This is a genomic window from Limnoglobus sp. (assembly GCF_059499385.1).
In genome coordinates this window covers 4388-24672 of the sequence record NZ_JCABYM010000018.1, presented here as the reverse complement: position 1 = coordinate 24672, position 20285 = coordinate 4388, and the positions used below count along the sequence as shown (strand labels likewise).

20 protein-coding genes, 5 tRNA genes and 1 pseudogene are annotated in these 20285 nt (G+C 69.3%); 19 read left to right on the top strand and 7 right to left on the bottom strand.

Annotated features, from left to right (window positions below; genetic code table 11):
* Positions 1-11: 11 nt before the first annotated feature.
* From AC5JJ2_RS02870 to AC5JJ2_RS02805, 14 genes are all read left to right on the top strand, one after another.
* Positions 12-428 carry an organic hydroperoxide resistance protein gene (locus tag AC5JJ2_RS02870; protein WP_495856448.1) on the top strand — a complete coding sequence of 139 codons (417 nt, stop codon included), beginning with the start codon at positions 12-14 and terminating at the stop codon, positions 426-428.
* Between the two features lie 71 nt (positions 429-499).
* On the top strand, positions 500-1408 hold the full coding sequence (locus AC5JJ2_RS02865; protein WP_495856447.1) for an NAD-dependent epimerase/dehydratase family protein: 909 nt from the start codon (positions 500-502) through the stop codon (positions 1406-1408).
* Between the two features lie 187 nt (positions 1409-1595).
* Positions 1596-1668, top strand: a tRNA-Thr gene (locus AC5JJ2_RS02860).
* A gap of 19 nt (positions 1669-1687) precedes the next feature.
* Positions 1688-1770 (top strand) — tRNA-Tyr (locus AC5JJ2_RS02855).
* An 87-nt stretch (positions 1771-1857) separates the two neighbouring features.
* A tRNA-Gly gene (locus AC5JJ2_RS02850) sits at positions 1858-1929 on the top strand.
* 75 nt (positions 1930-2004) lie between these two features.
* Positions 2005-2076 (top strand) — tRNA-Thr (locus AC5JJ2_RS02845).
* A gap of 148 nt (positions 2077-2224) precedes the next feature.
* The gene (tuf, locus tag AC5JJ2_RS02840) at positions 2225-3460 is read left to right on the top strand and encodes an elongation factor Tu (protein ID WP_495856446.1); all 1236 of its coding nucleotides are present in this window, start codon (positions 2225-2227) and stop codon (positions 3458-3460) included.
* Positions 3461-3570: 110 nt separating this feature from the next.
* Positions 3571-3643 (top strand) — tRNA-Trp (locus AC5JJ2_RS02835).
* 140 nt (positions 3644-3783) lie between these two features.
* A complete protein-coding gene (secE, locus tag AC5JJ2_RS02830; RefSeq protein WP_495856445.1) occupies positions 3784-4731 on the top strand; it encodes a preprotein translocase subunit SecE in 948 nt (315 codons plus the stop codon).
* A 28-nt stretch (positions 4732-4759) separates the two neighbouring features.
* Positions 4760-5692, top strand: a complete 933-nt coding sequence (gene nusG, locus AC5JJ2_RS02825) for a transcription termination/antitermination protein NusG (protein ID WP_495856444.1) — start codon at positions 4760-4762, stop codon at positions 5690-5692.
* 184 nt (positions 5693-5876) lie between these two features.
* A complete protein-coding gene (locus AC5JJ2_RS02820; protein ID WP_495856443.1) occupies positions 5877-6347 on the top strand; it encodes a hypothetical protein in 471 nt (156 codons plus the stop codon).
* Between the two features lie 9 nt (positions 6348-6356).
* A complete protein-coding gene (locus AC5JJ2_RS02815) occupies positions 6357-7910 on the top strand; it encodes a sulfatase family protein (RefSeq protein WP_495856442.1) in 1554 nt (517 codons plus the stop codon).
* A gap of 39 nt (positions 7911-7949) precedes the next feature.
* The gene (locus tag AC5JJ2_RS02810) at positions 7950-8150 is read left to right on the top strand and encodes a hypothetical protein (RefSeq protein ID WP_495856441.1); all 201 of its coding nucleotides are present in this window, start codon (positions 7950-7952) and stop codon (positions 8148-8150) included.
* Positions 8151-8184: 34 nt separating this feature from the next.
* A complete protein-coding gene (locus AC5JJ2_RS02805; protein WP_495856440.1) occupies positions 8185-8631 on the top strand; it encodes a DUF7674 family protein in 447 nt (148 codons plus the stop codon).
* Here the strand turns inward: AC5JJ2_RS02805 and AC5JJ2_RS02800 are convergent.
* From AC5JJ2_RS02800 to AC5JJ2_RS02785, 4 genes are all read right to left on the bottom strand, one after another.
* The gene (locus tag AC5JJ2_RS02800; RefSeq protein ID WP_495856439.1) at positions 8615-9175 is read right to left on the bottom strand and encodes a response regulator; all 561 of its coding nucleotides are present in this window, start codon (positions 9173-9175) and stop codon (positions 8615-8617) included. The two genes, AC5JJ2_RS02805 and AC5JJ2_RS02800, sit on opposite strands and share 17 nt — an antisense overlap.
* Positions 9176-9358: 183 nt before the next feature.
* Complete coding sequence (locus AC5JJ2_RS02795) at positions 9359-11491, bottom strand: ABC transporter transmembrane domain-containing protein (RefSeq protein WP_495856438.1); 2133 nt, start codon at positions 11489-11491, stop codon at positions 9359-9361.
* Between the two features lie 273 nt (positions 11492-11764).
* Positions 11765-13006: an ABC transporter permease subunit gene (locus AC5JJ2_RS02790; RefSeq protein WP_495856437.1), complete on the bottom strand. Its 1242-nt coding sequence runs from the start codon at positions 13004-13006 to the stop codon at positions 11765-11767.
* Positions 13007-13117: 111 nt separating this feature from the next.
* Positions 13118-13936, bottom strand: a complete 819-nt coding sequence (locus AC5JJ2_RS02785; RefSeq protein ID WP_495856436.1) for an HAD family hydrolase — start codon at positions 13934-13936, stop codon at positions 13118-13120.
* 122 nt (positions 13937-14058) lie between these two features.
* Between AC5JJ2_RS02785 and AC5JJ2_RS02780 the strand changes: the two genes are divergently transcribed.
* Entirely contained in the window at positions 14059-15534 is a 1476-nt protein-coding gene (locus AC5JJ2_RS02780) for an EF-hand domain-containing protein (protein WP_495856435.1), read from the top strand.
* Between the two features lie 66 nt (positions 15535-15600).
* Here the strand turns inward: AC5JJ2_RS02780 and rplT are convergent, their stop codons facing one another.
* From rplT to infC, 3 genes are all read right to left on the bottom strand, one after another.
* The gene (gene rplT / locus AC5JJ2_RS02775) at positions 15601-15960 is read right to left on the bottom strand and encodes a 50S ribosomal protein L20 (RefSeq protein ID WP_495856434.1); all 360 of its coding nucleotides are present in this window, start codon (positions 15958-15960) and stop codon (positions 15601-15603) included.
* Positions 15961-16006: 46 nt separating this feature from the next.
* Complete coding sequence (locus AC5JJ2_RS02770) at positions 16007-16207, bottom strand: large ribosomal subunit protein bL35 (RefSeq protein ID WP_495856433.1); 201 nt, start codon at positions 16205-16207, stop codon at positions 16007-16009.
* A 311-nt stretch (positions 16208-16518) separates the two neighbouring features.
* Positions 16519-17232: a translation initiation factor IF-3 gene (infC, locus tag AC5JJ2_RS02765; protein ID WP_495856432.1), complete on the bottom strand. Its 714-nt coding sequence runs from the start codon at positions 17230-17232 to the stop codon at positions 16519-16521.
* A gap of 294 nt (positions 17233-17526) precedes the next feature.
* On the opposite strand from infC, the gene AC5JJ2_RS02760 reads away from it, so the two are divergent.
* The 4 genes and pseudogenes from AC5JJ2_RS02760 (at position 17527) to AC5JJ2_RS02745 (ending at position 20251) form a co-directional block, all read left to right on the top strand.
* On the top strand, positions 17527-17754 hold the full coding sequence (locus AC5JJ2_RS02760) for a hypothetical protein (RefSeq protein ID WP_495856431.1): 228 nt from the start codon (positions 17527-17529) through the stop codon (positions 17752-17754).
* Between the two features lie 18 nt (positions 17755-17772).
* Positions 17773-18072, top strand: a pseudogene (locus tag AC5JJ2_RS02755) (peroxiredoxin); the annotation flags it as partial.
* 134 nt (positions 18073-18206) lie between these two features.
* Positions 18207-19133, top strand: coding sequence for a DUF1559 domain-containing protein (locus tag AC5JJ2_RS02750; RefSeq protein ID WP_495856430.1), 927 nt, complete (start codon positions 18207-18209; stop codon positions 19131-19133).
* A 140-nt stretch (positions 19134-19273) separates the two neighbouring features.
* Positions 19274-20251, top strand: a complete 978-nt coding sequence (locus AC5JJ2_RS02745) for a WD40 repeat domain-containing protein (RefSeq protein WP_495856429.1) — start codon at positions 19274-19276, stop codon at positions 20249-20251.
* The last annotated feature ends 34 nt before the right edge of the window (positions 20252-20285 follow it).

Below are 20285 nucleotides of genomic sequence, written 5' to 3'. Positions count from 1 at the left end.
GAGTGCCAGTCATGACCGCGATCGACAAAGTCCTGTACACGGCGAAGACCCACACCACCGGCGGGCGGGACGGCGCGAGCCGCAGCGCCGACGGCCGGCTCGAAGTCAAGCTCACGTCCCCCGGCGCGCCGGGGAACGGGACGAACCCGGAGCAACTGTTCGCGGCCGGGTGGTCGGCCTGCTTCCTCGGCGCGATGGGCGTGGCCGCCGCCCAGAAGAAGGTGGCGCTGCCGGCGGACCGGGCCGTCGATGCCGAGGTGGACCTCGGCACGAACGCCGGCGGGTACGTCCTCCGCGCCCGGCTGAACGTCAGCCTGCCGGGGCTGGACCCGGCGGTCGCCCGCGAGATCGTGGACGCGGCGCACCAGATTTGCCCGTACTCGAAGGCCACCCGCGGCAACATCGACGTGACGATCAACCTGATCTAAGCCGCCCCCCGGCCCGCCCGCACCGGGCGGGCCGTCACTTCTCACAACGGCCCCAATCGGCAGGTTTCACCATGAACGTCTTCGTCGCCGGCGCGAGCGGGGCCATCGGCCGGCCGCTCATCGCCGAACTGGTCCGCCACGGCCACGCGGTCACCGGTATGACCCGGTCCGACGCCGGGGCCGCGGCCCTCGCCGGCCTCGGGGCGGCCGTCGCGCGGGTCAGCGCGTTCGACGCCCCGGCGGTCGAACGCGCGATTCGGGAGGCGCGGGCGGAAGTCGTCATCGACCAGTTGACGGCGCTGCCGGCCCACCCGCGGGACATGGCCGCGGCCGCCGCCGGCGACCGGGAACTGCGGCTCGTGGGCGGCGGGAACCTCCACCGCGCGGCGCGGGCCGCCGGCGTGCGGCGGTACGCCCAGCAGGCCAGCGGCTTCTTCCTGAAGCCGGGCGACGGGCTGGCCGACGAGTCCGAGGGCCTGGCCCTCGACGCCAGCCCCCGCGTGGCGGCGAGCGCGCGGGCCTACGCCGAACTGGAGGCGCGGGTGCTGACCGCGGACGACATCGAGGGCGTCGCGCTGCGGTACGGGTTCTTCTACGGGCCGGGAACGTGGTACGACCCGGCCGGCGCGGCCGCGGACCAAGTTCGCAAGCAGGAACTGGCGATCATCGGCGACGGCGGCGGCGTCTGGTCGTGGGTCCACATCGACGACGCGGCGGCCGCGACGGTCGCCGCCCTCACGGCCCCGGCCGGGGTGTACCACGTCGTCGATGACGACCCGCTGCCGGTCGCCCGGTGGCTGCCGGCGTTCGCCCGGCGGGTCCACGCGCCGCCGCCGCCGCGGCTCGCGGAACGGGAGGCGCGGGACCGGCTCGGCGAAGACGCCGTGTACTACGGCACGCGGCTCCGCGGCGCGTCGAACGCGAAGGCGAAGCGAACGCTGAACTTCCGGCCCCGGCGGTTGGAGTGGTTGGACGCGTGAGCGAACCCTCACGCCGTCGCGGGTGTCCGTTTCGGGGGAGGCGACGATCTTAGCGAGCCGAGCGGCGTAAGCCGCCGGGTGTCGGGCGACTCACCCGGCGGCTTACGCCGCTCGGCTCGCCGGCCGCGATTTGCCCTTGCTGACGCGGGGCGCGGGGCCTACTCTAGCAGTCCGGCGGCTCATCCCCGCCAGCTTAGCTCAGCTGGTAGAGCAACGGTTTTGTAAACCGTAGGTCGTGGGTTCAAGTCCCACAGCTGGCTCTGGCCGAAGGGCATTCACGGGTAGGTGGCAGAGCGGTCAATTGCACCAGACTGTAAATCTGGCCTCTTCGGAGTTCGGGGGTTCGAATCCCTCCCTACCCAATAGTTGGTAGTTGACAGTTGGTCGTTGGTAGTGAAAACCACGGTTCTGACTACCAACGACCAACTGTCAACTACCAACTTCCCCAGGCGGGTGTAGCTCAGCGGTAGAGCTCTTGCCTTCCAAGCAAGATGTCGTGGGTTCAAATCCCATCGCCCGCTCTGGCCGAACGGCCAAGCCCCTCGTAAGACGCTCAGGGCCGATAAAACCGGCCGCGGGAGCATTACCCCTCCTTCGCTGCTGTAGCTCAGTGGTAGAGCACCTCATTGGTAATGAGGAGGTCATGGGTTCAAGCCCCATCAGCAGCTCTCTCGACTGAGCGCGGGCGGCGACGGGTCTACCGGGCCACCGGATCGACAGCCGTTCACTAAGGCGGGTAGCGGCCACCGCGTGGGGCGGCGGCCAACACAACCAGGACGACCAGCCTCCACGGGTCAACTACTTCGGAGAAGAGCGATGGCGAAGGGTGTATTCGAACGGACCAAGCCGCACGTCAACGTCGGCACGATCGGCCACATCGACCACGGCAAGACGACCACGACGGCCGCGATCCTCGCCCGCCAGGCGCACAAGAAGCTGGCCGCCGTGAAGTCCTACTCGGACATCGCCAAGGGCGGGACCGTCCGGGACGCGAACAAGACGGTCACCATCGCCGTGTCGCACGTCGAGTACGAGACGGCCACGCGGCACTACGCCCACATCGACTGCCCCGGCCACGCCGACTTCATCAAAAACATGATCACCGGCGCGGCCCAGATGGACGGGGCGATCCTCGTCGTCGCCGCCAACGACGGCCCGATGCCGCAGACGCGGGAGCACGTCCTCCTCGCCCGCCAGGTCGGCGTGCCGAAGATCGTCGTGTACCTCAACAAGTGCGACACCGTCGATGACCCGGAACTGCTCGAACTCGTCGAGCTTGAGATTCGGGAACTGCTCAAGAAGTACGACTTCCCCGGCGACGACACGCCGATCATCCGCGGCCAGTCGAAGGACGCGCTGGAAAACCCCGGCAACGACAGCGGCCCCGGCGCGAAGTCGATCGACGAGCTGATGGCCGCCCTGGACAGCTACATCCCGATCCCGACGCGGGAAGAGGACAAGCCGTTCCTGATGGCCGTCGAAGACGTGTTCAGCATCAAGGGCCGGGGCACGGTCGCGACCGGCCGGGTCGAGCGGGGCCGCGGCAAGGTCGGCGACGAAGTCGAGATCATCGGCCTCCGCAAGGACAACGTGAAGACCACGATCACCGGCGTCGAAATGTTCCAGAAGACGCTCGACTACGCGATGGCCGGCGACAACGTCGGCGTCCTCCTCCGCGGGATCGAGCGCGACGGGATCGAGCGGGGCCAGGTCATCGCGAAGCCGGGCAGCATCACCCCGCACACGAACTTCGAGGCCAACATCTACGTGCTGTCGAAGGAAGAAGGCGGCCGGCACACGCCGTTCTTCACCGGGTACAAGCCGCAGTTCTACTTCCGCACGACGGACGTGACCGGGAGCATCGCGCTGCCGGCGGGCGTGGAAATGTGCATGCCCGGCGACAACGTGAAGGTGACGGTCAACCTGATGGACGGCATGCCGGTCGCCATGGACGACGGCCTGCGGTTCGCCATCCGCGAGGGCGGCCGGACCGTCGGGTCGGGCGTCGTGACGAAGATCCTCGCCGACACGCCGGTCGAGAAGAAGAAGTAGTTGGCAGTTGGTAGTTGACGGTTGGTAGTCGGAATCCGCGGCGGGATTCGTCCCCCGCGGCGTCCGTTGTCTTTACTAACAACGACCAACCAACAACTACCAACTGTCACAGGTGCGTAGCTCAACTGGCAGAGCAGCGGTCTCCAAAACCGCAGGTTGCAGGTTCGATTCCTGCCGCACCTGCTCCGAAGACTCCGCTCGACCCCGCGGCCCCCGGTCCGCGGGGTTTTTGCCCACCTATGGCGGGCATTTGACCTAGAACAACCGTTCGCACCGGCCGCGGGAGCGGTCGGGCCGGAAGCCCCAGGACGGACCACAGGACCATGGCCACCACTGCCGTACAACCCCCGGCGACCCAGACGCCGCCCGCCAGCGCGAAGAGCCAACTGCTCGTCGGCAGCGTCGTCGGGGCCGCGTTCGTCCTCGCCGGCATCGTCCTCGCCGGGTACGGCGTGCCGATGCTGCTCAAGAACGTCAGCCTCGGCAACACGTTCGTCACCGCGTTCGTCCGCGTCGTCGCGCAGCTCGCCGTCATCGGCGGCCTCGCCTACGTCGGCGGGAAGCTGGCCGGCGCGAACCCGCCGAAGGGCCTCCGCGGCGGCATCGGCCTCATGATCGCCGCCGCGTTCACGTTCTTCTTCGTCGTCCGGGCCGTCGGCCTGAACTTCGGCGACATCCCGGCCGCCGTCGTCGCCGCGGCGCTCGCGTTCGGCCTGTTCCGCCTGCTCACCGGGCCGCGGGGCATCGACTGGATGCACGCCCTCGAAGAACAGGGTTGGTTCCACACGAACAGCTACAAGCGGTCCCAGGGCCGCAAGATGCGGCAGTACACGCTCATCGGGCTGCTGATCGTCGGCCTCAGCGGCGTCTACTCGATCATGAGCCACGACATGCTCGGCTCCGGCGACCTCGTGTTCCGCCTGCCGTTCGGCCTGCCGAACTTCACCGCCCTGACGGACCAGAAGTTCGCCGTCCCGCTGCTCCTCGCCCTCGCGGTCGTGTGGCTGGCGTGGCGGGCGATCAACATCCCGACGTTCGCCGACTTCCTGATCGCGACGGAAGCGGAGATGAACAAGGTGTCCTGGTCGTCCCGCAAGCGGCTGATCCAGGACACGATCGTCGTGCTGGTGACGACGCTGATCCTGACGCTGTTCCTGCTGGTGATCGACCTGTTCTGGGGTTGGTTCCTGTCGGACCTGCTCGGCATCCTGCCGAAGGCCAACCCGAACGTCAAGAAGCCCGACGTGACCGGCCTGTCGCGCCCGTGGTAACGCCACGTGGCCAGTTCCACGGTGAATCATGACAACCGAAGAGTCCACGACCGCCCCCGCCGACCCGACCGCCGACGAACCCACGTCCGAACCCGCGGCCGACCCGACCCCGGACCCGGTCGAGGAGGCGACGGCCGCGCACGCGCCGCCGGTCGCGGCCGCCATCGAGGAAGCGCCGGCCGTGCCCGCCGCGTCCGCCGCCGAGGCGGTCGAGGAAGGCGTCGTCGAGCCGCCGACCGAGCCGACCCCGGCGAAGCCGTCGCGGTCGAAGAAGGCGAAGGCCGCCGCGGACCCGGAACCGGAGGCGGCCCCCGCCGCGGCCGCGCCGACCGGCGAGCCGAGCAACAAGAAGTGGTACGTGGTGAAGGTGGCGAGCGGCCAGGAGGACTCGATCAAGGCCCGGCTCGAGCGGAAGATCAAGGTCGAGTCGCTCGAGCAGTACGTCGCGCAGATCGTGATTCCGGTCGAGCGGATCACGGAGATCAAGAAGACGACGAAGAAGAACGAGGACGGCGAGAAGGTGACGAAGGAGAAGCGGGTCGTCAAGGAGCGGAAGAAGTACCCCGGCTACCTGATGGCCGAGGTCGAGTTCAACGACGCGGTGCTGTACCTGTTCCGCGAGACGCCCGGCGTGGGCGACTTCGTGGGCGGCGGGCCGAACAAGCCGCCGGCCCCGATGACGGACTACGAGGTCCAGCGGATGCTCGGCAACGAGGTGTCGTCGAAGGACGCGCCGAACATCAAGGGCGGGCCGAAGAAGATCAAGGTGCAGATCGACCTGGACCGCGGCGACAAGGTCCGGCTGCGGGACGGGGCGTTCGCCGGCACGGAGGGCGAGGTGCTGGAGATCGTGATGCCGAAGGACGACACGGACACGCCGAAGATCACGGTGAAGGTCCAGTTCTGGGGCCGCGACGTGAAGATCGACAACCTCGAGTTCTGGCAGGTGGACAAGGTGTAGACCGACTTCCGAACCATCGCGGGGGCCGCAGGCGACATGCCCGCGGCCCCGTGCTTTTTGCAACCACTTCTCGTCGGGATCGTCGGTTTCACTTTTGCGTCCGCCGGCGGCGGGCGATACGCTGAGTCATCCGTTCCCGCACCCCGCTGCCGGCATCGGCCACACACCGACGAAGGGCCTCCCCATGACCGACGCACGGATCGAGGTGACTTGTCCCGGCTGCGACAGGCCGTTCCACGTGGCCGCGGACGAGCAGGGCCGCGTCGCGGACTGCCCGCACTGCGGCGGCTGGGTGGACGTGCCCGATCTGAGCCGCCCGCCGACGGCCGCCGAACTCGACGAGGCCGCGGCCGAGCGGAACCTCACCGAGTACGAGCGGCAGCTCGCGGCGGCGGCCCGCCAGCTCGAGCAATCCCAGCGGGGGCTTGACCAGCGGGACGAACAGGACGCGCAGTACGCGCGGCAACTCGCGGAGGCGGCCCGCCAGCTCGAGCAGGCCCGGCGGGCGCTCGACACGCGGGACGGACAAGACCAGCGTTTCGATCACCTCCTCGACCGCCTGGACGCCGTCATCGGGCGGTGGGAGCAGTTGGCCGCCCGGATGGGCCTGGTGGCGGAGCGTTTGGGCGGAGGCCCAGACGCGAACTCCGGCTGAGGGCGTTCCGTGTCCCGATTCTTCCTCCCCCTGTTCCTCGCGCTCGGGCAGATGCCGGCCGCGTGTGCGGCCACGCCGAACGTCGTCGTCATCCTCGCGGACGACCTCGGGTACGGCGACGTGGCCTGCTACAACCCCGGCCGCGGCAAGATCCCCACCCCGCACATAGACCGGCTCGCGGCCGACGGCCTGCGGTTCACCGACGCGCACGCGGCGTCCGCCGTCTGCTCGCCGACGCGGTACGGCCTGCTCACCGGCCGCTACCCGTGGCGGACCCGGCTCCAGCAGGGCATCGTCGGCGTCTGGGGGCCGCCGCTCATCGCCCCGGACCGGCTGACGATCGCCGGGCTGGCGAAGCGGCACGGCTACCACACGGCGTGCGTCGGCAAGTGGCACCTCGGGTGGGACTGGCCCATCGCGGCCGACCAGAAGAAGCACTTCCAGGGCCTCGGCGGGCAGGCCGGCGGCGGCGGCACGGTGAAGACCGAACCCACGCCCGAACAGGTCGCCACCTGGAAGGCCGTGTTCGCGAAGCCGATCCCCGGCGGCCCGACCGCCCGCGGGTTCGACGCCTACTTCGGGACCGACGTGCCGAACTGGCCGCCGTACTGCTTAATCGAGAACGACCGGACCGTCGGCGTCCCGTCCACGCTGCAACCGGCCGCGGACTTCGCGAAGAACCAGGCCAGCCTCCAGGGGCCGGCGCTGCCGGGGTGGAAGCTGGACGCCGTGCTGCCGGCGCTCGCGGACCGGGCCTGCTCGATCATCGCGGACCGGGCGAAAGCGAGGACGCCGTTCCTGCTGTACCTGCCGCTGACCGCGCCGCACACGCCGATCGCCGTCGCGAAGGAATGGCAAGGCAAGAGTGCGATCCGGCACGCCTACGCCGACTTCGTGATGCAGACGGACGCGGTCGTCGGCCGGGTGCTGGAGGCATTGAAGGCGGCCGGCGTCGCGGACGACACGCTGGTCGTGTTCACCAGCGACAACGGTTGCGCGGCGTACATCGGGGCGAAGGACCTGGAGGCGAAGGGGCACTTCCCCAGCGGCCCGCTCCGCGGGTACAAGGCGGACGCCTGGGAGGGCGGCCACCGCGTCCCGTTCGTCGTCCGGTGGCCGGGCACGGTGAAGCCCGGCACGACCTGCGGCCAGACGGTCGGCTCCGTGGACCTGCTGGCGACGCTCGCCGACGTGCTCGGCGAGAAGCTGCCGGCGACGGCCGGGGAGGACAGCGTGAGCCTGCTGCCGCTATTGCGGGGCGGCGACGCGGCCGTCCACGAGGGGGTGGTCCACCAGGCGAGCACCGGCGTGTTCGCGATCCGGTCCGGCAAGTGGAAGCTGATCCTGGGGCCGGGCAACGGCCCGGTGGCGGCGGCGAAGCCGCACCTGTACGACCTGTCGGCCGACCTCGCCGAGGCGACGGACGTGTCGGCCGCGCACCCGGCGGAGGTCGAGCGGCTGACGAAGTTGCTGGAGCGTCTGATCGCCGCCGGCCGCAGCACGCCGGGCGAGAAGCAGAAGAACGACGTGCCGGTGACAGTGGTGAAGAAGCCGAAGTCGTGACGGAGATGGTCTACCCGCGGCGAAGGAGTTGGTATGGCGATGCTCGTTCGCGTAATCGGCAGCCTGTCGCCGGGGTGGTGGCGGGTGGTCGTCGGCCCCGGCGTCGGGATGATGGACGGCGGGTCGGAGCAGGACTGGCCGGAGTCGTGGGTTCCGCCCGCGGCCCGGCGGCCCAACGGCGAGTTCCGGATCGCCGGATGGGTTGACGGCGTGCCGAGAGTCGAAGGTCGGGACCGCTGAGTGCCGGCGAGCGGCGGGCGACGGGGGTGAGAGCGTGGCCAACTGGCGGCGAAAGGTATTAGCTCTGTTCCCGGACCTGCGGCGCGAGGCCGAGCGGCCGGACTTCAACGCCTACAGCGCCTTCTTTGAACTACTGCCCCGCGTCCGGACGGCCCACGAGTCTGGCGACACGGAGACGTTACGGCGGATTTATGGCTTCGCCGAGTGGTGCCTCTCGCAGCCGGCCAAGGAGTTGTGGAACCCGGCCGGGGTGTCGTTCTACGAGCACCTGTTCGACGGCCACCGGTCACTGTGGCCGGACATCGTGCGGTGGTTGTCGCCGCGAGTGCTCGCGGACTGCCGGGAGTTGTGGGAGTACCGTCTCACGCCGGAAGAGATGGCCGAGGTACGGCGGCTCATCGCTGCTTGCGACCGGCCCATGTACGAGCATGCCCGATTGACCGGCCGCGCCCGGCGCGGACCGGTCAACCGGCTCCGTTGACCTTGTCCTTCACCTCCTTCAGCTCCTCCTTGATCTCCTGCACGTCCGCCTTGACCTCGCGGATGTCCTCCTTCACCTCCTGGAGCAGCTGCTTCGTCTCGCCGGCCACGGCCTCCGTCCGGGCGGCGGCCGCCGCGTTCCGCTCGGCCAGCGACTGCGCCTTCTCCGCCAGTTCCTTGATGTGGTCGATCATCGCCAAGTACCTCTCGATCTCGTCGGGGGCGGCCGGCTTCACCAGCCACGTGTCGAACCCCGCCTGCTCCGCCCGGCGGACGTGGTCCGGGTGGGAGTACGCGGACAGGGCCACGAGCTTCGCCCCGGCCAGCCCCGCGTCCCGGCGGACCTGGCGGGCCAGCTCGTACCCGTTCAAAAGCGGCATGTTCACGTCCAACAGCAGGACGTGCGGCCGCGTCTCCGCGGCCAGCCGCAGGCCGGCCGCGCCGTCGTAGGCGACCGTCGGCTCGTGGCCCCACAGCCGGACCAGCTCGGCCAGCGTGTCGGCGGCGTCGCGGTTGTCGTCGGCAATCAGAACGCGGAGGGCCACGGGCGATCCCCACCGTCCGGGTGGGACGGGTCAGGTCACGGGATGCAACGGCCGTGCCAGTGGGGACGCCCGGCGAACCGGGGGTGGCGATCGGGCAGGTAGATTATGGTAGTTCGACGGGCCGGCGGCCACGGAATGTTTTGGCCCGTTGTCGGGAATACTCCCGACCGCGGAGGGGGCCGCTCACGCCGCCGTCGGGACGGTGATTTCCTTGAACAGGAGGTGGCGGTACAGGTCGTTCGTCCGCAGCAGGTCCTCGTGGCTGCCGGCCGCCACGACGCGGCCGCGGTGCAGGATCACCACCCGGTCCGCGTGCCGCAGGACGGACTGCCGGCGGGAGAAGAACAGCAGCGTCCGCGTGCCGGCCAGCCGCTCGTAGGCGTCGTCCAGCAGCACCCGCGAGTCCTCGTCCATCGGCAGTTCCGGCTCCTCGACCACGATCACCGACGGGTCCCGCAAAACCGCCCGCGCCAGCGCCACCCGCAGCTTCTCCCCCGGCCGCAGCACCACGCCGCCGTCGCCGATCAGCGTCTCGTACCCGTAGGGCAGCCGCTGGACGAACTGGTGGGCGTGGGCCATCTTCCCGGCCTCGATGACCTGCGGGAGCGTGTAGCCGGGGTCGCCGCACCCGATGTTGTTCGCCACCGTGTCGCTGAACGTCAGGTTCTGCTGCATCACCATCGCCACCTGCGTGCGGAGGGACTCGTGCGTCACCCACCGGGTGTTCTTCCCGTCGATGCGGATCTCGCCGCCGGTCGGGTCGAGGAACCGGGTGAGCAGGTACGCCAGCGTGTGGCTCTCCTCCGGGTCGGACGCGACGACCGCCACCCGCGCCCCGGCCGGGACGTTGATCGTCACGTTCTCGAGCAGCATCCGGCCGCTGCCGGGCTCCCGCATGCTCAGCTCGAGGATTTCGAGCTTCCGCTCCATCGGCTGGAGGAACTCGGCGTCGATCGTCTGGCCGATGTCGGTGCGGCGGTTCAGGAACTCGGCGATCTCGCCGCGGGCGACGGCCGCCCGGCGGGCGCGGACGGCCACCCGCGTCCAGACGCCGACGGCCCAGATGAGGACGCCGATCCCGAACAGCTTCGCCGCCAGCCCGGCGACGCTCATGTCGCCGAGGAGCACGGCCCGGCCGGCGAGGTACAGGACGCCGACGCCGGCGAGGACGGCGGCCGCGGACACGGCCGGGCGGGACAGCGCCTCGCCCCGCAGCCGCCGCCACTCGGCCCGCGAGTAGTCCGTCAGCTGCCGCTCCACGCGGGTTTGGTTGAACCGGTCCATCAGGTAGCACTTCACCAGTTGCAGGATGGACACGGACTCCCGCATCTGCGACAGCCGGGCCTCGGCCCGGCGGGACGCGAGCCGACCGTCCCGGCTGAAGTGGGCGGCGAACTGGCCGACGGCGAACCAGATGACGGCCGCCAGGAACAGGAAGCAGAGGGCGACGCCGACGTTCACGGACACGAGGATGAGCAGCACGAGGCCGACCAGCACCGGCAGCCGCCACCCGTACAGGAGCGACGTGCGTAGCCCTTCGGCCAGGACTTCGAGCCGGGTCGTCAGCAGCGTCGCGACTTCCTCCGAGGTCTGCGGCCGGACGACGACCTGGTTCAACCGGTTGGCGTGGCCGAAGACCGACCGGCGGAGGCGGGTGGCGGCGGCGAGGCCGGCGGCCGCGGCCCAGTGGCCGGCGGCGAACGCCAGCGCGATCTGCCCGGCCGTCATCAGGAACAGCAGCACGAACAGCCCGCCGAGGTACGGCGTGTTCGTGCCGTTCTCGTCCGGCTTCCAGCTCCACCCGGCGGACCGGGCGAGCGGCGCGAGGAACGTCGTCGTCCACCGCGGCCGCTCGCGGGCGAGCAGGGACAGCACGCCGAGCCGCCGGCCGGTCGGCACGGCCTGTCCGCCGTTCGACGGCAGTTCGAGGTACGCGTCCGCGGCCTCTTGCCCGACGCGGTCGGCGAGCATCTGGTACGTGACGGCCTGCCACCGCCACTGCCAGTGCTGCACCGGGTCGGCCTTCGTCTCGGTGTCGGCGGGCCGGACCTTCGCCAGCACGTTCGCGATGTCCGCGTTCGCGCCGAGCGAGTGGTCCCACTCCTGGCGGAACGCTTCCTGCTTGCCGGCGGGCAGGTCGGCGTAGTCCGGCACAAGGCCGCGGGCGACGAGGAGGTCGACGAACAGGTACACGACCGGGATGGTGAGGGCCAGCAGGACCGCGCCGAGGGTCGCGGCGAGGCGGGCGGCCCAGGCGTGGCCGGGGGATGCGGCGAGGGCGTCGGGTGTCGGCTGGGGGGAGGGTGCGTCGTCCACGGGGGGCCTCGGTACGGGTCGCGAACGCGGATGAAGTGGGCGAGGAATCTCCGTTCAGCCTACCAGACGTACCGCCGCCGCGGGGAGGTCAACCGCCGGTTCCCCGGCGGGCGCGGGCGGAATAATCGGAACGGCCGGACGAGATCGCCCGACTTCCGAAGTCCGGCTTCGACTTCGGAAGTCGAGGGGGTAGATGGGGCGTGTGCGGATGATGTTCGTGTCCCCGCGTGACTCGACTTCCGAAGTCGATGCCGGACTTCGGAAGTCAGGGGCTTACGCCAGGTCCCGGTCCTCGAACAGGAGCAGGCCGACGAGCAGCGCGATCGTCGTGTACAGCGTCGCGTACCCGAACACGGAGATGACGTAACTGGTGAACGCCCACAGGTCCAGCGGCGTGTCGCGGACGATCGCCGGACTCATGTTGAACGAGTCGAGGGCCGGCAGGAACGTGTCGAACAGCTGGCCGAAGAACCGGATCAGGCTCACGCCGGCCCCGCCCTCGCCGGTCGCCTCCATCGTGCCGGTCACCTTCACCACGACCGGGGCGAGGTTCCCCAGGAAGTAGACCATCATCGCGATGACGATGTTCAGCACGAACGGCAGCCGGGTCGCCAGCGCGGCGGTGATCGCCACCAGGATCATGACCTGCCCGAACCCGTTGACCAGGCCGACGGAGTGCGCCACCGTGTCGGCCAGCCACTGCCCGGCCCCCTCGGAGAAGACCTGCCCGATGGAACTCGTGACGGCCGCCTTGATCGGCGGCACGATCGACACGCGGGCCTGTTCCGCCAGCGGGTCGGACGCCTCGTTGATCTTGTCGTAGGCCGGGTTGACGAGCAGCGCCCAGTTCAGGAACCAGCCGAGCACGAGCGTCATCGCGGCGCACGCCAGCAGGATGCCGAGGAACTTGCCGAACAGGAACTGCCGGCGGTTGATCGGCTTCGACATGACCGTGATCGCCGTCCGGCCCTCGATCTCTTCGCTGATCGAGATGCTGGCGGCGAGGATGCCGAACAGCATGGCGGCCAGCTTCGTGATGTCGAACCCGATCTGCTTCATCATCTTGTAGTCGTCGCCGAACGTGAAGTACGGGGTGACGATGGCGATCGCCATGAGCAGCACGGCGAAGCTGCCGATGAGCCAGAACATCGGCTGCCGGCAGCCCTCGCGGAACGCGGCGAGGGCGACGGCCCCGGTCTTCGGGAAGACGATGGCGAGCAGTTGCGGGATGAGGATGAACGCCCCGACGATCAGTTGCAGGTGCAGGACGGCCCCGTAGACCTTGCCGTAGAGCGTCAGGCTGGTGCTCTGGCCGGTGTACCCGAGGAACGCGGCGAACCCGAGGCCGGCGGCGACGAGCGCGAGGACGGCGTAGCTGAGCGACACGGGGTTCCGGAAGCCGCGGTCGAACCCCTTCGGGTCGATGGCCCGCAGCCACGGCAGGGCGGCGACGAGTTGGTAGAGGGCCAGGAGCAGCCCGGCGATGAGGACTTGGGGGTTCGTCAGCCACGCCATGAGCAACTTCCGCGGGATCGGTGGGCCGGAAGGAATCTTATAGCGACCCTACGCCCCCCGGCGAGCGGCGGTTCGGTGGGAAAGTGCCTTAATTCCCGCGCCCGAACCCGTTTAATCTTCGCCCCACAGCCATGCCAACAGCGCCGCGTGGTCGCGGTAGTCCGGCACGATCACGTCCGCCCCCAACTGGATCAGCATCTCGCGCTTCATGTCGTTCAGCCGCGCCGGCGGTTCCGTGCTCGCCACGCCGACGGCCACGCCGCCGGCCGCCCGCACCTCCACCGTCTCCGCGTACCCGTCGCCGAAGCCGAGCAGTTCCGCCGGGGCGAACCCCTCGTCCCGCAACAGGGCCGCGATCACGTCCCGCTTGCTGAAGTTCGGCGTGTCGATCGACGGGCAGTAGACGTGCCGGCCGAAGTACCGGGCCAGGTCGAGTAACTCCAGGTCCGACTCGACGAACCCGCGGTCGGTCCCGCTGACGAGGTACAGGCTCGCGCCCCGACGGAGCAACTCGTCCAACAGCGCGTGCGTGCCGGGGACGGTCCACGCGGCCGTCGGCACGGCCCCGGCCTTCAGGTCGTCGATCCGCGTCGCGATGTTCGCCGTCAGCCGCCGGAGGAACTCGACGAGCATCGCGTCCGGGTCGAGGGTCGGGCCGCCGCGGGAGGAAACCTCGTCCGCCAGCCGCCGCATCTGGAAGATGCTCGGCTTGCCGCTCAGCATCAGCATCTCGCGCTCGAGGTAGCCCAGCAGTTCGGCCTCCGGCTCGCGGACCAGCTGCGCGTCGGCGAGGTGGTCGCGGCCGAGTTCGGCCATGATCCGCGCCCAGCCTTCCCTCAACAGCGACGTGGTCCCGTCGAAGTCCAGCACGGCGGCCCGGAACGGCCCGCGGCGGGCGGCGGGACGGACGATCTCGAACGGTTGTCCCATGAGGGCGCGTTTTCCGTTTACGGAATATGAGGGCCGGATGATAGCTGCGCGGAAGCGCCGTGACAGCCGGGCCGCCGGAAGGCTAGTATACCGTTACGAAAATCCGTCCGAGGGTCCGCTCCATGCGGCTCGTGAAACTGCTGAAACTGCTCGCTCCGGTCGGCCTCGCGGTCGTGACGTTGAGCGTGAATCCCGACACGTCGAGCGGCCAATTCCCGCCGTCCGGTGGCGGGTTCCCCGGCGGGGACCGCGGCAGCCGCGGCGACCGGGGTGATCGCGGCGACCGCGGGGATCGTGGCGGCGACCGCGGCCGGTTCAGCTTCGGCACGTCGCCCGGCGGGATGACGCCGGGCGGGTTCGGCGGGTTCAACCCGAGCGCCATGGCCGACGGCAGCTTCTCGCGGCTCCAGGCGTCCTACGGCGGCAGCGGCGACTCGCTCGACTACTCCCGGATCCCGGCCCAGACCCGCGAGCAGACGAACGCGATGGCCCAGCGGTTCGGCGGCGAGCCGATGCCGACGAGCGGCGTCATCACGAAGGACCAGTACCGCGACCAGTTCGCCAAGCGGATGGAGACGATGCGGTCGAGCCGCGGCGGGCCGGGCGGCAGCCCGACGGTCATGACGTTCGGCGCGCCCGGATCGTCCCCCTCGCCGACGACGACGAGCGTCACGCCGCAGGGCGGGTTCCCCGGCTCGCCGGGCGGGTTCCCGAGTTCCCCCGGCGGGTTCCCCGGCTCGCCCGGCGGCAGCGACCCGAGCCAGATGAGCGACGATCAGATTCGCCAGTTCATGTCCCGGTACGACCAGGACAAGGACGGCCGGATCAGCGCGGCCGAGGCCCAGCAGTCCGACCGGCTGCGGGGCAGCTTCGAGCAGTACGACGCGAACCGCGACGGGTTCATGGACACGGCCGAGTACCGGGTGTACGTGACCGCCCGGATGTCCAGCCGCGGCAACGACCAGAACTCGATGAGCCAGAACTGGGGGCAACCGAACTGGGGCCAACCGAACTGGGGCCAACCCGGCGGCGACGGCCGGCCGCCGGTTCCGCAGGAGGAGCCGAAGCCGCTCGTCCTGCGGTACGGGAAGCTGCCGAAGGAGTTGCCGGGGTGGTTCACGAGCCTCGACACGGACCAGGACGGGCAGGTCGGCATGTACGAGTGGCGGAAGGACGGCCGGCAGTCGGCCGAGTTCGTGACGATGGACGCGAACGCCGACGGCCTGCTGACGGCCGAGGAGTACCTGAAGTTCAAGAACCCGAACTTCACGCTCGCGTCGCTGGCCCCGAAGCAACCGGACTTCGGCGGTAACGTGCCCCCCGGCGGCGACCCCCGCGGGCGGGACGGCGGCCGCGACATGCGGGGTGGCCCGCCGGGCGGCAGCCCGTGGGGTAGCCCGCCGAGCGGTGGCAGTTCCTACACGCGGGGCGAAGCCGCCCAGCCGGGTAGCAACCCGTTCAACTCGCGGGGCGAGAACGGTCCGTCGAGCAAGGAGGAGCGGAAGGACCGCAAGGACGACGAGCGGCGCGACCGCGGCAACGACCGCGACCGCAGCCGCGGCGGCCCACCGAGCGGCGGCAACCCGTTCCGGCGGTAAGCCAACGGCCTGAAACGAAACGAGCCGCGACCTACGGGTCGCGGCTCGTTTCGTTTCAGGCCGGCGTTACTTCTTGATCGCCTTCTTCGCCAGTTCGACGAGTTGGTCGAACGCGGCCGGGTCGTGGATCGCGATTTCCGACAGGCTCTTGCGGTCGAGCATCACCATCGACAGTTGCAGCCCGTGGATGAACTCGCTGTACCGCAGGCCCCGCATCCGGCAGGCGGCGTTGATCCGCACGATCCAGAGGCTGCGGAACTCCCGCTTCTTCACCCGGCGGTCGCGGAACGCGTACGCCCGCGCCCGCAGCAGCGTCGAGATGGATTGCCGGTACAGGTTGTGCCGGCTGAGGCGGAACCCCTTCGTCAGCTTGCGGTGCCGCTTGCGGCGGAGCGCCGTCGTCTTCCCACTTCCCGCGCGAACCATGGCTTATGTCCTTGTGTTGATGTGTTGGTGAGGAACAAGTCGGGGGTTAGTACTCGCCCATCGCGATGAGGTACTTCTTGACGATCGCCCCGGTGGTGGTCGCCGTGCCGCGGAGCTGCCGCCGCTGCTTCGCGTTGAAGTGGGCGTTCAAGTGCCGCTTGCCGCAGATGCCGTGCTTCAGCTTCCCGGTCGCGGTCCGCTTGATCCGCTTCAGGACCGACTTGTTCGTCTTGTTCTTCTTGGCCATGGTCAACTCTCCGTGACGAGGGGCAGCGGCTAGGCCGCTGACTTCGGGACCCTCGGACACTGGGGCGTCGCCGGACCGTCCGGCGGCGCGGGCGGGAAAACGGAACGACACCCGGTTGCCCAGGTGTCGTGCGGTCGTCCCGACTGGGACAGATCAGTCTAGGGAGAAGGTGGCGGGACGGGTAGGTCGATCCGCCAAACTATGTGGCCGCTCTCTATATAGCCGCCGGCTTGCCGGCGGGGTTTTGCGATCCCCAAAACCCCGCCGGCAAGCCGGCGGCTATATAAATAAATCGCGGCCGCGGCCGACCGTTACGCGACCGGCGGCTTCGGCTTCGGCGGCGGTTGCAGCGTCGGCGGCTTCCCGGTCGCCGGCGGGACGACCGGCTTCGGCGGCGCGGCCGCCGGCTTCGCCGCGACGGGCGGGGCGGCCGGCGTCGCGGGGGCGGCCGTCGGCGGGGCCGCCGGCTTCGCCTCGCCGGCCGGCGGCGGTGGCGGCTTCGGCTTCGGGTCCGGCTTCTTCTCCGGCTTCTTCGCCGTCGTGGTCCCCTTCGGGGCGAGCAGCGCCGTCATCTGCTTGCCTTCCATCCGCGGCGGGGCTTCCACCTTGCACACGTCCTGGAGTTGCTCCAGCATCCCGTCGATGATCCGCCGCCCCTCCTCGATGTGCTGCATCTCCCGGCCGCGGAACTGGACCTTGAGCTGCACCTTGTCCCCGTGCTTGAGGAAGTCGCGGGCCTGGTTCAGGCGGGTTTCGATGTCGTGCGTGCCGGTCTTCGGCCGGACGCGGAGTTCCTTGAGCTTCTGCTGGTGCGTCTTCTGGTGGGCCTTCTTGGACTGGTCGTACTTGTGCTTGCCGTAGTCCATGATCTTGCAGACCGGCGGCCGCTCGGTCGGCACGATCTCGACCAGGTCGAGGCCGAGTTCGCGGGCCATGTCCATGGCCTGCATCGTCGGCACGATGCCGTGCTGCTCGCCGTCGGCACCGATCAAGCGGACGGGACTGATGCGGATTTGCTCGTTCATGCGCGGGCCGGTCGGGCCGCGGGACGGGGCGTTGCGATCGAACGGTGGGATGCCAAGACTCCTGGTAAGGAAGCGGGGAGGCCCGGCCCTCGGCCGGTCTGCGGCCGAGAAGAACGGGAGAATGTCTCATGCTTACCTGAGTTTTCAGGGGCCGTCAACGGGGAAGGTGCTATTTTTTCCGCCCCCGGCCCTTGCCGCACTTTCGCCGGCATTTCCGTAAACTCAGTACCGGGTACTCGGTACCCGGCGTGGTGTTCCATCGATAGACCCGTTTCCCGCCCCGGAGGTTCTCGGATGTTCCGGATTCTGCTCGCGGCCGCGGCCGCGACCGTCGCCGTCGGGTTCGCCGCGGCCGACGACACGATGCTGAAGGTGAAGGTCGGCGACCCGTTCCCGGACGTGGCCGTCGGCGGCACGCAGTTGGACAAGGTGAAGAAGGACGCCACGACGGTGAGCGTCAAGGACCTGAAGGGCAAGATCGCGGTGATCGCCTTCTACCCGAAGGCGTTGACCGGCGGCTGAACGGTCGAGTGCAACGGGTTCCGCGACCTCCTCAAGGAGTTCCCGGCCGACACGGTCGTGTTCGGCGCGAGCGCGGACAAGGTGGAACTGAACCAGCAGTTCACCGACAAGAATTCGTACACGTTCCCCCTGCTCAGCGACCCCGACTTGAAGCTCATCCAGGCGCTCGGCATCCAGTCGCCGAAGGGCAAGGTCGCGCAGCGGGTCACGTTCGTGATCGACAAGGACGGCAAGGTCGCGAAGATTTACGACAAGGTGACGCCGAAGGACCACCCGAAGGAGGTGCTGGCGTTCGTGAAGGAGCTGGCGAAGAAGTAAGGAAGAGTTTTCGCGGAGAGCCACAGGCACGGCCGTGCCTGTGGCTCTCCGCGCTTTCAAAAGAATCTTGCGAACCCGATGACGAAGTTATACGTTGAATAACTGTCGTCGCAATTCATCGCGAGGGTTCGTCAATGTTATCCCCGAATCGTCGGTCCGCGTTCACGCTCATCGAGCTGCTCGTCGTCATCGCCATCATCGCCATCCTCATCGGGTTGCTCCTCCCCGCCGTGCAGAAGGTGCGGGAGGCCGCGGCCCGGATGAAGTGCAGCAACAACCTCAAGCAGATCGGCACGGCGTTCCACAACCACCACAGCTCGTTCGAGCGGTTCACGTGCGGGTTCAACGCGACCGCGACCAGCGTGGACGGCGAGAGCCTCGGGCCGGGGTGGGGGTGGGCGGCGATCATCCTGCCGCAGATCGAGCAGGACAACCTGCACCGGCAGATCAACTTCGCCGTCGGCATCGAAGACCCGGTCCACGCGAACGTGCGAATCCAGACGCTCGCGACGTACCGCTGCCCGTCGGACATCGCCCCGCAGGACCACAAGTTCACCGTCGAGAACGGCGGTACGCCGATCTGCGACGTGGCCTACGCGAACTACGTCGGCGTCGGCGGGACGTTCGAGGTGAGCGGGTTCCCGGACACGAACACCGGCGTCATGATCCGGGACAAGACGCTGAAGAACAAGGGCTTCCGCGTCACCGACATCACCGACGGGTCCAGCAACACGATGGTCGTGACCGAGCGGCAGTTCAAGTTCTCCCCGCAGACGACGTGGGTGGGGGCGGTCACCGGCACGCTCGTCCCGCCGATCAACCCGGCCTACGAGGAGGAGGAGTCGCACATCCTCTGCACGACGAACACCGGCGTGGCGGCCGACGGGCGGACGCCGAACAACGCCCTCGGCCACGTCGAGGACGCGAGCAGCTTCCACACCGGCGGCATCAACGTGCTGTTCGGCGACGGCAGCGTCCGGTTCGTCCGCAACTCGATCCCGGCCGCGACGTGGGAGGCCATCGGCACGCGCTCCGGCGGCGAGACGGTGACACTGGACTAAAACCGTTTTCACCGCGGAGGGCACATGAGGGCACGAGAGGAAAGCCAAGACGAGATTTCAAAGCATGTCTTTTGAACTCTCTTCTGTTTTTCTCACGTGCCCTCATGTGCCCTCCGCGGTGAAAATTCTTCGGGCTGAGCATGGAATCCGCGACCTCGAAATCGTCCCTCTGGTTCCTTCTCGCGACCCTCGCCGTCGGCCTGACCGTCGGCGGGTACTTCGCGTTCGCGCGGACGGACCACTCCGTTGCCACGCTGACGGGGCACGGCACGGTCGTGCGGTGCGTCGCCGTGTCCCGCGACGGGAAGCTGCTCGCGTCCGCGGCCGACGACGGCGCGATCTTCGTCTGGGACGCCGCCACCTGGACCAAGCTCCGCGAGCTGCCGGGGCACGCGAAGGTGATCCGCGGGTTGGCGTTCGCGCCGACCGGCAGCCTCCTTGCGTCGGTTTCCGACGACCACGACGTGAAGGTGTGGGACGCGGCCGCCGGCACGGAGGTCGCGAGCTTCACGGAGGCGTCGAAGCCGACGGAGTGCGTCGCGTTCTCGCCGGACGGCAAGCTGCTCGTCGTCGGCGGGGCGGACCGGTTGGTTCACGTCTGGAATATGGTGGAAAAGAAGTACGTGCAGGCGTTCAAGGGGCACGCGAAGCACGTCCACGCGGTCGCCGTGTCGCCGGACGGGAAGGCGATCGCCAGCGGCAGCAGCGACGGGGCCGTGCGGTTCTGGGACGTGCGCGGAAACACGACCGGCGGCGTCAAGGCGGCCGGCGGGCACGTCAACGCGCTGGCGTTCGCCCCGGACGGCCGGACGGTCTACGCCGGCGGCAGCGGCACGAAGGTGAAGCTGTGGAACCCGCAGACGAAGGCCGCCCTGCCGGAGTGGGCCGGGCCGACCGGCATGACGATGAGCCTGGCGCTCAGCCCGGACGGCGCGCGGCTGGCGACGGTCCACGAGGACGGGTTGGTCCGCGTGTGGGACGCGACGGCGGGGACGGTGCTGGCCACGCTCCAGGGCCACCGCGGCACGGCGATCGGGGTGACGTTCACGGCCGACGGCAACCGGGTCGTGACGGCGAGCGCCGACGGCACGCTCAAGGTGTGGGACGCGGCGCGATAACGTTTCGCCGCGACCTCCTCGATATAGCCGCCGG